Source organism: Streptomyces sp. NPDC091287, from assembly GCF_044768525.1.
GTDB lineage: Bacteria > Actinomycetota > Actinomycetes > Streptomycetales > Streptomycetaceae > Streptomyces.
Window position 1 is genome coordinate 54,784 of the sequence record NZ_JBIVUV010000026.1, and the last position, 12,298, is coordinate 67,081.

The following is a 12,298-nucleotide window of genomic DNA, read 5'->3' on the forward strand; positions in this document are numbered from 1 at the left end:
GGCCATGGGGGAAACATGTCTGTCCGCACCGCCGTTCCGATCGCCATGCGGCTGTCCTGGCTGGCCCTGTTCGCGCTGGTGATCGGCGAGTTCGTCGCGGATCTGCCCAGACCGGGCTGGGCGACCACCTCCCTGCCCGCGGCGGTCGTTTTCGCCCTCATGGCGGCGACGACGATCCTGCAGCGCCGGGCCGCCGCACCGCGGGGCGAGCCACGGCCCTCGGTCGAGGTCGACCCACCGGTCACCGGGCGCTGGTCGGCCCTGAACAGCCCGGCGGACAAGACGCCGAGCCACGGGACGCACGTCTACGGGCAGACGTACGCGATCGACATCGTGGCCGGACCGGAGACGGAGGAGGGAGAGCCCCCGGCCCGGCCGGCGTTCCGCTGGCTCTGGCCGTTCTTCCGCCGCAACGGCGCCTTCCCGGCCTTCGGCGTCCCGCTGCTCGCGGTGGCCGACGCCACGGTCGTGAAGGCGAGCGACGGCCAGCGCGACCACCTGAGCCGCAACTCCCTGGCAGGGGTCGTCTACCTGATGCTCATCGAGGGCAACATCCGCTCGATCGTCGGCGCGCACCGGATCATCGGCAACCACGTGATCCTCGACCTGGGAGAGGGTACGTACGCCGTGTACGCCCACATCCAGCGCGGCTCGCTCCGGGTGAAGGCCGGGGAGACCGTGCGCGCCGGCCAGTTGCTCGGACGGGTGGGCAACTCCGGCAACACCACCGAACCGCACCTCCACTTCCATCTGATGGACGGGCCGGACCTGGACGACGCCCGGGGTGTCCCGTTCACCTGGCGGGGCGTGGGAGTCCCCGCCAACGGCGAGGTGTTCACGGTGGAGGGGCAGAACGCACCGGCCCGGCCGGGCGATGTCAGTGGGGCCCGCTAATCTCGGCCCCATGCCCCCGGCCAAGAAGCGCCCGCGCGCCTACGACCACCTCAGGACCCGGACGGCGGTCCTCGCCCAGTTCGCCCATGTCCGCGACGCCGTCGCCGTGTTGACGCCCGACCAGCTCGCCCGGCCGACCCGGCTCGGCGACTGGACGGTGCGCGAGCTCGTCACGCACATCGCGATAGGGCTGAGCAGCGTCGCCCGGGCCCTGGCCCTGCCGGAGCCGCCCGGCCCCAAGCCCCAGGTCACCCTGGTGGAGTGGCCGACGGTCACCGCCGCGTACGCCGCCGGGATCGCCGAGGGCGTCGAGGAGGTGGCGGCCGGCCGGCCCGACCTCGCCACGCTGTTCGAGGAGGCGGAAGAGGGGTTCACCGGCGCCGTCCCGGCCACCGGCACGGGGGAGCGGCTGCTGTCCGTCCGGGTCGGCTCCATGCGGCTGACCGACTATCTGGTCTCCCGGACCGTCGAGCTGATCGTCCACACGGACGACCTGAACGAGGCGCTGGGGCTGGAGATCCCCTACGACCGCCAGGCCCTGGCCGCCTGCACCCGGCTGCTGGCGGACGCCCTCGCGGACCGGGCGCCCGGCGGCTCGGTGGAGGTGCGGGTCCCGCCGTTCGCGGTGGTCCAGTGCATCGGCGGGCCCAAGCACACCCGGGGCACCCCGCCCAATGTCGTGGAGACCGGCCCGCTGACCTGGATCCGGCTCGCCACCGGGCGTACGGAGTGGGCGCGGGCCCTGGAGGACGCCGAGGTCAGCGCCGGCGGGGAGCGCGCCGACCTGGCCGCGCTGCTGCCGCTGATGGGCTGAGGCGGCCACCGGGAAGCGGAGCGGGCGGAACCGGATCGGCCCCCCGTTCCGTCACATCGCCATGCGCACACAACGGATGACCCTCAGCGTCAGTGTCCTGGCCCTCCTCACCCTCGCCGCCTGCGGTACGGAGTCGGGTTCCGGCTCCGGCTCCGGCGACGGCGGCGACACCGTGCAGAGCGACGTCCCCGTCACCGGGGTCGCCTGGAGCGTCGACTCGGTGACCGTCGGCGGGAAGAAGACCGAGGCCCCGGAGGGGGCCCGGATGGAGATCGATTCGAAGGGCCGGGCCACGGCCGACTTCGGCTGCAACCACATCGGCGTGGACGCCCGGGTGAAGGGCGACCGGATCACCCTGGGCAAGCCCGTCACCACGCAGATGGCGTGCGACGAGGACATCGAGAAGTTCGAGAAGGCCGCGATCGACGTCATGGGCGGCGAGCACACCGCGAAGCTCTCCGGCGAGAAGCTGACCCTCACCAAGGAAGGCGGCCACACCATGGAGCTCAGCGAGGAGAAGGCGGCCGACCTGGTCGGCACCCGGTGGACGGTGACCACGCTGCTCAGCGGTGAGACGGCCACGACCGTCCCGGCGGACCTGCCGAAGGAGCGGGCGCCCCATCTGAGCTTCGCCGACGACGGCACCGTACGGGGCAACTCCGGCTGCAACTCCTTCAGCGGCAAGGCCACGGTCAAGGGCTCCACGATCGTCTTCGGCTCGACGGCGGGCACCCGGAAGATGTGCCCGGAGGCGGAGATGGAGACGGAGCGTGCGGTGCTCGCCGCCCTCAGCGGCCCGACGACGTACACGATCAAGGGCAGCACGCTCACCCTCACCGCCGCCGACGGCAAGGGCATCGGCGCCTCGGCCGCGGCCCCCGGGTCCGGGAACACCTCCCAGCACGGCTGAATCCGCAGGACAGCCGTGCCGGACGGGCGGACGGGCGGACGTCGGTCTCCGCCCCGGCGGCCGAGGGTCTGCCGACCGCGGCTCGACCGCCCGGGACCATCGGCGTGGGTCAGGAACCCGTCGGATAGGGCAGCAGTCCGGAGTCCGTCCTCTCCCACGACGCCCGCAGCCCGGCCAGCCGCTCCGGGTCGGCCTTCGCGCGGTCGGCCTGCTCGCGCCGGTCGTCGGCCAGGTTGAACAGCTGGTCGGTTCCGCTCCTTCCCCGGTAGTACTTCCAGTCGCCGCGCCGCAGCGCCCGCTCGCCGCGCACCCGCCAGAACAGGTCGCGTTCCTTCGGTGTCTCGCCCCGCAGCAGATATCCCGCGAGGCTGATGCCGTCCAGCGGGTGGGCGGGGTCCGGTCGTGCCCCGCCCAGCTCCAGCAGGGTGGCCGTCCAGTCGGGGGAGAACACCGGGAGGTCGCTGACCTGGTGGCCTTCGATGCGCGCGGGCCAGCGCAGCACCGAGGGGACGCGGATGCCCCCTTCCTGGAGCGAGCCCTTGTTGCCGGCGAGCGGCCAGTTGTAGGAGAACCGCTCGCCGCCGTTGTCGCTGGCGAAGAAGACCAGCGTGTCCTTCTCCTGCCCCGACCGCTTCAGCGCTCGCAGCACCTCGCCGACCGAGCGGTCCAGGTCCTCGACCATCTCCGTGTACTTCTCGACCGAGCCGCCGTCGGCGTGCCGGAGGGCGGATCGGTCGCCGGCCTTGATCCGGCGGACGATCTCGGCGCTCGCCTCCGTGTCGCCGTCGGCGATCCAGGGCCAGTGCGGGGTGGTGAAGTTCAGGTTGAGCAGCCACGGCCTGTCGTCGTGGTCACGCCGCACGTACTCACTCGCGCGCTCCGTGAGGACCCGGGTGTAGTACCGCAGGTCCTTGTACTGGGCGTCGCCCTCGTACAGGTCGTACTCGCCCGCAAGGCCGAGCTTGGAGTAGTACTCCAGGGCTCCGCCGAAGTTGCCGAAGAACTCGTCGTAGCCCGACCTGGTCGGGCTGTAGTCCGGCAGGTATCCGCAGTGCCACTTGCCGATCAGCGCGGTCGAGTAGCCGACGCCGCGCAGCAGGGACGCCAGGGTCGGGTGGGTGGGCTCCAGCCCGACCGACCGGTCGGCGATGGGCTCGGCGAGTCCGCCTCTCGTCCGCCCCGGATAGCGCCCCGTGTAGAGGCTGAACCGGGTGGGGGAGCAGGTCGCCGACCCCGAGTACGCGTCGGTGAAGCGCACGCCCTGCCGTGCCAGCCGGTCCAGGTGGGGCGTACGGATGTGCGGAGACCCGTACGAGGAGAGGTCCGCCCAGCCGAGGTCGTCGCCGAGGATGAAGAGGATGTTGGGACGGCGCGCGTGCTTGCCGCGGGCGGCCCGGAACGGGCGCTCCCGGGTCACGTCGTCGGCGGCCGTTCCGTCGGCGGCCGCCGGAACGGCCGCCGGTATTCCGGCCGCGGTGACGGCGGTCGCGCCGACCGCGGCCGTGAAGGCGCGCCGGCTCAGCGGCGTACCGGATCGCCTGTCCGAACGTGCGTGTGCATCGCGAGAAGTCATGGGGGCTCCTGGGAGGGCCTCGGGCGCGGGTCGAAGGACGGGGCGCGAGGCGGTGGGCGCGACTTCCCGGCGGGCGGGGGCCCGCGGACGGGCTCACCCGCCCGCGGGGCGCGGAAGAGGGAGGGAGATGAACGCGTGCACGCATGCCGAAGCCCGGGGCGGAGGCCCTGCGGGGTTCTGGAGGTGCGGCTGCCTCAGGCGCGGCGACAGATGGCGCTCGCTACACGTCCCAGATCGACGTGCCGGCGCTCCACGAGCGTGATCGAGAGATCACCGAGGGGCTGCATGGGGATGGAGCCTGCCAACGGGGCATGGGCCTGTCAACGGTGGTCTCGCACTGCGGGACGGCCGCCCTCGCCGTCTCCGCCCTTGTGTGAGGCTCACCACGAAACGAGCGTTCGGCCAGCGGTCGGGGCGGCGATCGGGCAGGTTCACCGAGCGCCACGCCCGCCCGTCCGCCCCCATCGGCCCCTACCTGTCGGTAACCGGGCCCCCGGCCCGGAAGTGGGCCCCGCACCCGCCTTGCGGGCCCCGCCCCGCCCGCACGGCGATCACACAGCGTGACTGGTCGAAGTCCCGCGAATCGCCCGCCCCGGGTGGCGGGCGGGCCCGTTCCCCATGGACCGCCGTCGGTTTGCCCACCGGTCCCCAATTCGGACCAGTGGTCGATCTCGCCTACACTCGGTGCTGTGCCCCGTGGTGATGGACGACTCAACCACGACCTGCTCCCCGGAGAGAAAGGCCCCCAGGACGCTTGTGGCGTCTTCGGTGTCTGGGCTCCGGGTGAAGAGGTCGCCAAGCTCACCTATTTCGGACTGTATGCCCTGCAGCACCGCGGACAGGAATCCGCGGGCATCGCAGTGAGCAACGGGTCCCAGATCCTGGTCTTCAAGGACATGGGACTGGTCTCGCAGGTCTTCGACGAAACGTCTCTGGGTTCCCTCCAGGGCCATATCGCGGTCGGTCATGCCCGCTACTCCACCACCGGCGCCTCGGTGTGGGAGAACGCGCAGCCGACGTTCCGTGCCACCGCGCACGGCTCGATCGCCCTCGGCCACAACGGGAACCTGGTCAACACCGCCCAGCTCGCGGAGATGGTCGCCGACCTCCCGCGCAAGGACGGCCGCGCCACCCAGGTCGCCGCGACCAACGACACCGACCTGGTGACCGCGCTGCTCGCCGGGCAGCGCGACGAGAACGACAAGCCGCTCACCATCGAGGAAGCCGCCGCCAAGGTGCTCCCCGATGTGAAGGGCGCGTTCTCCCTCGTCTTCATGGACGAGCACACGCTGTACGCCGCCCGCGACCCGCAGGGCATCCGCCCGCTGGTGCTCGGTCGGCTGGAGCGCGGCTGGGTCGTCGCCTCCGAGTCCGCCGCGCTCGACATCTGCGGTGCCAGCTACGTACGCGAGATCGAGCCGGGCGAGCTCGTCGCCATCGACGAGAACGGCCTGCGCACCACTCGATTCGCGGAAGCGAAGCCCAAGGGCTGTGTCTTCGAGTACGTCTACCTGGCCCGTCCCGACACCGACATCGCCGGCCGGAACGTCTACCTCTCCCGGGTGGAGATGGGCCGCCGACTGGCGGCCGAGGCTCCTGCCGAGGCGGATCTCGTCATAGCGACCCCCGAATCCGGCACCCCCGCCGCGATCGGATACGCGGAGGCCAGCGGCATCCCCTTCGGCGCCGGACTGGTCAAGAACGCCTACGTCGGCCGGACCTTCATCCAGCCCTCGCAGACCATCCGCCAGCTCGGTATCCGGCTCAAGCTGAATCCGCTGAAGGAAGTCATCAAGGGCAAGCGCCTGGTGGTCGTCGACGACTCGATCGTCCGCGGCAACACCCAGCGCGCCCTGGTCCGGATGCTCCGCGAGGCGGGCGCCGCCGAGATCCACATCCGGATCTCCTCGCCGCCGGTGAAGTGGCCCTGCTTCTTCGGGATCGACTTCGCGACCCGCGCCGAACTGATCGCCAACGGCATGACCGTCGACGAGATCTGCACCTCCATGGGCGCCGACTCCCTCTCGTACATCTCGATCGACGCGATGATCGAGGCGACGACGATCGACAAGCCGAACCTCTGCCGCGCCTGCTTCGACGGCGAGTACCCGATGGACCTCCCGGACCCGGAGCTGCTCGGCAAGCAGCTGCTGGAGACCGAGCTGGCGGCGGGCCCGGCGGCGACCGCCGCGGCCGACGCGCTGCGCCGTCCGTGACCCGGACGCGCCGCCGCATCCCCCACCAGCCCCGTATCTCCACACGAAAGATCCCAGGCCATGTCTGAGACAACAGGTGCTTCCTACGCGGCGGCCGGCGTCGACATCGAAGCCGGTGACCGTGCCGTCGAGCTGATGAAGGAGTGGGTGAAGAAGACGCAGCGCCCCGAGGTCGCGGGCCTCGGCGGCCTCGGCGGCTTCGCCGGCCTCTTCGACGCCTCGGCGCTCAAGCGCTACGAGCGTCCGCTCCTGGCCTCCGCCACCGACGGCGTCGGCACCAAGGTGGACCTGGCCCGTCGGATGGGCGTGTACGACACCATCGGCCACGACCTCGTCGGCATGGTCGTGGACGACCTCGTGGTCTGCGGCGCCGAGCCGCTGTTCATGACCGACTACATCTGCGTCGGCAAGGTGCACCCCGAGCGTGTCGCGGCCATCGTGAAGGGCATCGCCGAAGGCTGTGTCCTGGCGGGCTGCTCCCTGGTCGGCGGCGAGACGGCCGAGCACCCGGGTCTCCTCGGCCCGGACGACTTCGACGTCGCCGGAGCCGGTACGGGCGTGGTCGAGGCCGACCGCCTGCTCGGCCCGGACCGTATCCGCAAGGGTGACGCGGTGATCGCCATGGCGTCCTCCGGTCTTCACTCCAACGGGTACTCGCTCGTCCGCCACGTGGTCTTCGACCGGGCCGGCTGGTCCCTGGACCGCGAGGTCGAGGAGTTCGGCCGCACGCTCGGCGAGGAGCTCCTGGAGCCCACCCGGATCTACTCCCTGGACTGCCTGGCCCTCACCCGGACGACCGAGGTGCACGGCTTCAGCCACGTCACCGGCGGCGGCCTGGCGAACAACCTGGCCCGGGTCATCCCGGACGGCCTGCACGCCACCGTGGACCGCTCCACGTGGACGCCCGGCGCGGTCTTCGACCTGGTCGGCAAGGCCGGTCAGGTCGAGCGGCTGGAGCTGGAGAAGACGCTCAACATGGGCGTCGGCATGATCGCGATCGTCCCGGCCGACTCGGTGGACGCCGCGCTGACGACGCTGGCCGACCGCGGGGTCGACTCCTGGGTCGCCGGCGAGATCACCGACCGCGGTGAGCACACCACGGGCGCCGAGCTGACCGGCGACTACGCCCTCTAGGCCCCGTCACGCCGTGGTGCGCGGGGCGGCAGCCCGGCCGGCGCGCCACGGCACCAGGGCACCAGGGGAAAGCCGGATCGGGACACACAGAACCCGGTCCGGGGCAGGCCCGGACCGGGTTGATGTGTCAGCGCGAGGTCAAGCGCCGCGGCGCTGTGACGACGGACCGGACTGATCGTCCTGATCCTCGTCATCGTCCTGGTTGTAGCGATCCGCGTACTGTGCGTACGGGTCATCTTCCTCGTCGTCGTCCTCGAACGGCTCTGCGTTCGGTGGCTGACTCGAAGGCGATGCGCCCAGCTCATTGGCCAGACGCGACAGGTCAGTCCCGCCGCTGCTGTACTTCAGCTGGCGGGCGACCTTGGTCTGCTTGGCCTTTGCCCGGCCGCGCCCCATGGCTCGACCCCCTCGGTGACGGGGCTCGACGGCCCCAGAGTCTTGACACGCGTTCATGTTTCAGGACGGACTCTCGGCAGAGAGACCGTGCCTGTAGAGCTTTAACGGTACCTGCTTCCGTGGCCATACGGTACGCCGCCCGCATTCCGGTCCCGGCACAGGGCCAGCGAGGAGCCCCGTCCTCCCTGGTCAACTGCGATTTTAACCTCTTGTGGAGGTACGACCCGCCGACCGGCGTGAGTCTTGTCTCGCCGGTCGGCGGGCCGTAGGGAGTGGCCGAGGGGTGCCCGGTCAGTGGGCGCGTGCCTCCGCCATCCGCTGTTCGGCGAGCCGATCGGCCGCCGCGGCCGGCGGAATCCCATCCGCCTTCGCACGTGCGAATATTTCCAGCGTGGTGTCGAAGATCTTCGTCGCCTTCGCCTTGCACCGGTCGAAGTCGAACCCGTGCAGCTCGTCGGCCACCTGGATGACGCCACCGGCGTTGACCACGTAGTCGGGCGCGTAGAGAACCGACCGGTCGGCCAGGTCCTTCTCGACGCCCGGGTGCGCCAGCTGGTTGTTGGCCGCGCCGCACACCACCTTCGCGGTGAGCGCCGGCACGGTGGCGTCGTTCAGCGCGCCGCCGAGCGCGCACGGCGCGTAGATGTCCAGGCCCTCGGTGCGGATCAGCGCGTCGGTGTCCGCCGCCACGGTCACCGCGGGGTGCAGATCGGTGATCCGGCGCAGCGACTCCTCGCGGACGTCGGTGATCACGACCTCGGCCCCGTCGGAGAGCAGGTGCTCGACGAGGTGGTGGCCCACCTTGCCGACCCCGGCGACGCCGACCTTGCGCCCGCGCAGCGTCGGGTCGCCCCACAGGTGCTGGGCCGAGGCTCGCATGCCCTGGAAGACGCCGAACGCGGTGAGCACCGAGGAGTCGCCCGCGCCGCCGTTCTCGGGGGAGCGGCCGGTGGTCCAGCGGCACTCCCGGGCGACGACGTCCATGTCGGCGACGTAGGTGCCGACGTCGCAGGCGGTCACGTAGCGGCCGCCGAGCGAGGCGACGAACCGGCCGTAGGCCAGGAGGAGTTCCTCGCTCTTGATCTTCTCCGGGTCGCCGATGATGACGGCCTTGCCGCCACCGTGGTCGAGACCGGCCAGGGCGTTCTTGTACGACATCCCGCGCGACAGGTTCAGCGCGTCGGCGACGGCGTCCGCCTCGGAGGCGTACGGGTAGAAGCGGGTGCCGCCGAGGGCCGGGCCCAGGGCGGTGGAGTGGAGGGCGATGACGGCCTTGAGGCCGGTGGCACGGTCCTGGCAGATCACGACTTGCTCGTGACCTCCCTGATCCGAGTGGAACAGGGTGTGCAGGACGCCGTTAGTCACATCGGTCACTGTGGTGACTCCCAAGTACGAAGCGGCGGAGGCCCTCCTGGGGGTGGGGAGGGCCCCGGACCGACCGGCACGGCCGGTCCGATGGGCAAGAGCGTAAGTCCTCCGGCGGCGCGGATCCGCCCCCGTGCGGAGGATCACCCCCTGGGGGTGTACCGCCGTGACACGATGCGCTGCATGTCGGTGGTGTCTTCGGTGCTCGTCCCTTACACGTCCTACCTCCGGATCTACGAGCCGCTCGCCGCGTTCGCCGAGCCCGAGCGGAGTCACTGGGCGCGCTACGCGCGGCGCGAGGACCTTCCGACGGCCCAGGACGAACTGCGTCGCTCGCTGGCCGACTTGGCGTCGACGCCGCCGGTCGGGGTGCCCGTGCACGAGAGCGGTGACGCGTTCGTGGCGGAGCTGGACGGAGTGGTGTGCGTCTGCCCCTGGCGGACCAGGTTGCGGGGCTGGCTGGCCCTGGAGGAACTGGGGGGCATGTTTCCGGCCAACGTGCTCGACGCCGTGCTGCCCGCGGTGGTGCGCGGTCAGGCGGCGGCGGATCACGAGCGCTGGCAGCGGCTCCACCCGGACGCGAGGCCCTGGATCCGTACGACGGTGTGGCAGGTTCCGGTGCGCTGGTTCGTCCTCTTCCGTGACGAGGAGCGGGAGTACGCGGCGGCGGACGGCGAGGGGGTGGGGCCCGTGCTGCGCTACCGCACCCCGATGGTCGAGGCCCGGCGCCGGCTGGCGCGGGCACTGCGGACGCTGCGCGGACACGTTCCCGAGGGCCCGCTGACCGAGGGCCTGGTGGACGTGGGGCGCTGGCTGGAGGAGTTCCATCCGCGCTCCCTGGTCGAGCTGGACTACGGGGGCCTGGTGCACGCGTTGTCGGCGGAGCGGCTCGCCGGGGACCGGTCGGTGGCGGATGTCGCGGAGGGGCTCGCCGCGCTGCGGGACGGCGACGGCGACGGCGCGGGGGAGGCGTACGCGCGGCTCGCGGAGCGCTGGCGGGCGGTCCGGGACCTCCAGTTCACCAATTGACGTGAAAAGGCCCACAGTGGCATCAAGGTGATGGAACCGGGGCATCCTTCATCCAGGACGGCCGAGGGGCCGGCGGACGGGCCGCGAGGCCGGAGCGTACGGAAGGAGGAGGAAGCCGGGTCGCCTCGACGGAGGGCGACGAAGAGGGGCTCGACAAACAGTTGACGGGCCGTGAACCTGCGTCCTGTGTGGCGCGTGTGATGTGTGGGGCGGAAGCGTACTCCGCTGGGCCTAGGACCTACGTCCTGAACCGGGCCTTTGCCTCAAGCGTGATGGACAGCACTAACGGGGCCCTTGCGCCTATCCCTACCCCTCATGCCAAAATAGGACAAGGAGTCCGGGGAGGGCTCCTTCTGTCCAAGTAAGGGCAGGATGCTCGACATTGCACTCTATGGGGGGTCTGACGACTCCTGATCGCTCTGTGACTGATCGTCACTGGGGCGTGACTGTCCGCTATGGCATGGTCCATCGGCTTCCGTCGCTGATGAACACCTGGGAGGGCAATTCCATCGGTTTGGCCGACGTGGCTGGACGGATGGTGTAGTTGTAGTGCCGAGGACAAGCCGTTCGTCCTATAACCGACTCGGCCCGCGTCCGCCATTTCGGGCAACGCGGGTCAAGGTGCAGAATTTAGAGGAAAGAACCGAGAAGGTTCGGTTCTCCCGAGGAGGCCGCTCATGACCGCTCGCACCCCTGATGCCGAGCCGCTGCTGACCCCGGCTGAGGTTGCCACGATGTTCCGCGTGGACCCGAAGACGGTCACCCGTTGGGCCAAGGCTGGCAAGCTCACGTCCATCCGCACGCTCGGTGGACATCGCCGGTACCGCGAGGCCGAGGTCCGCGCACTGCTTGCGGGTATTCCGCAGCAGCGCAGCGAGGCCTGACACACCCCTGCCCCGCAGCAATACAGCAGCACAGCATCACAACCCGGGCAGCTGCAAGGTCCCCCAACCCCAGCCGCCCACCCATAGCTCCACTCGACGAACGCCTGCCCCAACGGGCGTTATACCTGTGTCCTACGGGTGCCGTCGTATCGATCGCGCTGGACTCCGCCGGGTCCAGCGCGATCTTTTTTGTGCCCCGGACGGCCTCCCTGGCCGCTCCCGGGCCGCTTCCGGCCCTCGGGGGCGACCGGGGTCAGAACCGGGCGGTCGGTCGGCTTCAGGGGGCTGACGGGGTCTTCGTGGGTCTGTGAGCGGGTCTGTGCGGGAGTGTGGGTGAGCGTCCCGGACGCGGTGGGACAGCCCCGGACGGAACGGTCCCCGCCGACCCGTCACCCCCGTGCAATTGCACATATTAAATTCACCAGTTGTAGGGGAGGCGTAAAATCCCCCGGTCTGAAAACTCTTTCGGTGACTACCGTCACACCGCCCGGCGCTTGCCAACATCCAGCCTGCCACTGACCGAACGCGGAAGCACCCGGCCGATGGTCATGTCGCGGAGGGTCTTTCGGTCCCCGCCGGGGCCTCGGCCTCGTTTCCATCGGGCCGTCCGGCGGAGGTCTGATCCCCGGCGGCTTCCCGCGGGGCTCCCGAGGGGCTCCCGGAGGCTCGCCGCTCCCCGTCGCCCCCGGGCTCCATGGCAAGCCGCAGGAGGCGATGGCAGACCGCGCAGTGCCGGGTGAGGTGGCGATAGGCGGAAGCGGCCGCCAGGTGGGCGCGCAGCAGCGCGCGGGTCTCATGTCGTGCTGTGGACGCGGACATACGAGCCACCTCCGGGTGAGCCCGGCCGTCCCCCGCCATGTGAAGCGCTGAGGAACGCCGAGAAGCAGGGCCAGCCTCTGCTTCTACGAGGTACCCGCGGCAGACGGAGCCGTCAAGACGCGGGGCAGGACGCGAGAAAGCCCGGATCGAAACGATCCGGGCTTTCTTCTACTGCGGTCCTGACGGGATTTGAACCCGCGGCCTCCACCTTGACAGGGTGGCGAGCACTCCAAACTGCTCCACAGGACCAGGTTTTCGCCGCTT

At 70.8% G+C, this 12,298-nt stretch carries 12 protein-coding genes and 1 tRNA gene; 7 read left to right on the forward strand and 6 right to left on the reverse strand.

Going from position 1 to position 12,298, the window contains the following annotated elements; all coding sequences use genetic code 11:
* Nucleotides 1-15 precede the first annotated feature (15 nt).
* The 3 genes from ACIQRW_RS34430 (at nucleotide 16) to ACIQRW_RS34440 (ending at nucleotide 2,618) form a co-directional block, all read left to right on the forward strand.
* Nucleotides 16-894 carry a M23 family metallopeptidase gene (locus tag ACIQRW_RS34430; protein ID WP_403768232.1) on the forward strand — a complete coding sequence of 293 codons (879 nt, stop codon included), beginning with the start codon at nucleotides 16-18 and terminating at the stop codon, nucleotides 892-894.
* 10 nt (nucleotides 895-904) lie between these two features.
* The gene (locus ACIQRW_RS34435) at nucleotides 905-1,708 is read left to right on the forward strand and encodes a sterol carrier family protein (protein WP_403768234.1); all 804 of its coding nucleotides are present in this window, start codon (nucleotides 905-907) and stop codon (nucleotides 1,706-1,708) included.
* A 61-nt stretch (nucleotides 1,709-1,769) separates the two neighbouring features.
* Entirely contained in the window at nucleotides 1,770-2,618 is an 849-nt protein-coding gene (locus ACIQRW_RS34440) for an META domain-containing protein (protein ID WP_403768237.1), read from the forward strand.
* Between the two features lie 109 nt (nucleotides 2,619-2,727).
* Here ACIQRW_RS34440 and ACIQRW_RS34445 read toward each other — a convergent pair whose 3' ends face one another.
* Nucleotides 2,728-4,191, reverse strand: coding sequence for a sulfatase (locus tag ACIQRW_RS34445; protein ID WP_403768240.1), 1,464 nt, complete (start codon nucleotides 4,189-4,191; stop codon nucleotides 2,728-2,730).
* Between the two features lie 194 nt (nucleotides 4,192-4,385).
* Complete coding sequence (locus ACIQRW_RS34450) at nucleotides 4,386-4,478, reverse strand: putative leader peptide (protein WP_350827157.1); 93 nt, start codon at nucleotides 4,476-4,478, stop codon at nucleotides 4,386-4,388.
* Nucleotides 4,479-4,880: 402 nt separating this feature from the next.
* Between ACIQRW_RS34450 and purF the strand changes: the two genes are divergently transcribed.
* Nucleotides 4,881-6,407 carry an amidophosphoribosyltransferase gene (gene purF, locus ACIQRW_RS34455; protein ID WP_403768243.1) on the forward strand — a complete coding sequence of 509 codons (1,527 nt, stop codon included), beginning with the start codon at nucleotides 4,881-4,883 and terminating at the stop codon, nucleotides 6,405-6,407.
* Nucleotides 6,408-6,467: 60 nt separating this feature from the next.
* Nucleotides 6,468-7,541 carry a phosphoribosylformylglycinamidine cyclo-ligase gene (gene purM / locus ACIQRW_RS34460; RefSeq protein ID WP_403768245.1) on the forward strand — a complete coding sequence of 358 codons (1,074 nt, stop codon included), beginning with the start codon at nucleotides 6,468-6,470 and terminating at the stop codon, nucleotides 7,539-7,541.
* Between the two features lie 138 nt (nucleotides 7,542-7,679).
* On the opposite strand, the gene ACIQRW_RS34465 is transcribed toward purM, so the two are convergent.
* Nucleotides 7,680-7,937 carry a DUF3073 domain-containing protein gene (locus tag ACIQRW_RS34465; RefSeq protein WP_007447468.1) on the reverse strand — a complete coding sequence of 86 codons (258 nt, stop codon included), beginning with the start codon at nucleotides 7,935-7,937 and terminating at the stop codon, nucleotides 7,680-7,682.
* A gap of 291 nt (nucleotides 7,938-8,228) precedes the next feature.
* The gene (locus tag ACIQRW_RS34470) at nucleotides 8,229-9,311 is read right to left on the reverse strand and encodes a Leu/Phe/Val dehydrogenase (RefSeq protein ID WP_403768248.1); all 1,083 of its coding nucleotides are present in this window, start codon (nucleotides 9,309-9,311) and stop codon (nucleotides 8,229-8,231) included.
* A 174-nt stretch (nucleotides 9,312-9,485) separates the two neighbouring features.
* Between ACIQRW_RS34470 and ACIQRW_RS34475 the strand changes: the two genes are divergently transcribed.
* Together ACIQRW_RS34475 and bldC are read left to right on the forward strand one after the other, a co-directional pair.
* Nucleotides 9,486-10,331: a hypothetical protein gene (locus ACIQRW_RS34475; protein ID WP_403768250.1), complete on the forward strand. Its 846-nt coding sequence runs from the start codon at nucleotides 9,486-9,488 to the stop codon at nucleotides 10,329-10,331.
* Nucleotides 10,332-11,008: 677 nt separating this feature from the next.
* Entirely contained in the window at nucleotides 11,009-11,215 is a 207-nt protein-coding gene (bldC, locus tag ACIQRW_RS34480; RefSeq protein WP_003949541.1) for a developmental transcriptional regulator BldC, read from the forward strand.
* A gap of 546 nt (nucleotides 11,216-11,761) precedes the next feature.
* Here the strand turns inward: bldC and ACIQRW_RS34485 are convergent.
* Together ACIQRW_RS34485 and ACIQRW_RS34490 are read right to left on the reverse strand one after the other, a co-directional pair.
* On the reverse strand, nucleotides 11,762-12,034 hold the full coding sequence (locus ACIQRW_RS34485; protein WP_403768253.1) for a DUF6274 family protein: 273 nt from the start codon (nucleotides 12,032-12,034) through the stop codon (nucleotides 11,762-11,764).
* 174 nt (nucleotides 12,035-12,208) lie between these two features.
* Nucleotides 12,209-12,283: transfer RNA gene (locus ACIQRW_RS34490), tRNA-Asp, on the reverse strand.
* Nucleotides 12,284-12,298 lie beyond the last annotated feature (15 nt).

Excerpts from the sequence above, each read along its gene's own strand:
- ACIQRW_RS34465 (WP_007447468.1), bottom strand. The coding sequence starts at position 7,937 with ATGGGGCGCGGCCGGGCAAAGGCCAAGCAGACCAAGGTCGCCCGCCAG.
- ACIQRW_RS34430 (WP_403768232.1), top strand. The coding sequence starts at position 16 with ATGTCTGTCCGCACCGCCGTTCCGATCGCCATGCGGCTGTCCTGGCTG.
- ACIQRW_RS34445 (WP_403768240.1), bottom strand. The coding sequence starts at position 4,191 with ATGACTTCTCGCGATGCACACGCACGTTCGGACAGGCGATCCGGTACG.
- ACIQRW_RS34450 (WP_350827157.1), bottom strand. The coding sequence starts at position 4,478 with ATGCAGCCCCTCGGTGATCTCTCGATCACGCTCGTGGAGCGCCGGCAC.
- bldC (WP_003949541.1), top strand. The coding sequence starts at position 11,009 with ATGACCGCTCGCACCCCTGATGCCGAGCCGCTGCTGACCCCGGCTGAG.
- ACIQRW_RS34485 (WP_403768253.1), bottom strand. The coding sequence starts at position 12,034 with ATGTCCGCGTCCACAGCACGACATGAGACCCGCGCGCTGCTGCGCGCC.
- ACIQRW_RS34440 (WP_403768237.1), top strand. The coding sequence starts at position 1,770 with ATGCGCACACAACGGATGACCCTCAGCGTCAGTGTCCTGGCCCTCCTC.
- purM (WP_403768245.1), top strand. The coding sequence starts at position 6,468 with ATGTCTGAGACAACAGGTGCTTCCTACGCGGCGGCCGGCGTCGACATC.
- ACIQRW_RS34435 (WP_403768234.1), top strand. The coding sequence starts at position 905 with ATGCCCCCGGCCAAGAAGCGCCCGCGCGCCTACGACCACCTCAGGACC.
- ACIQRW_RS34475 (WP_403768250.1), top strand. The coding sequence starts at position 9,486 with ATGTCGGTGGTGTCTTCGGTGCTCGTCCCTTACACGTCCTACCTCCGG.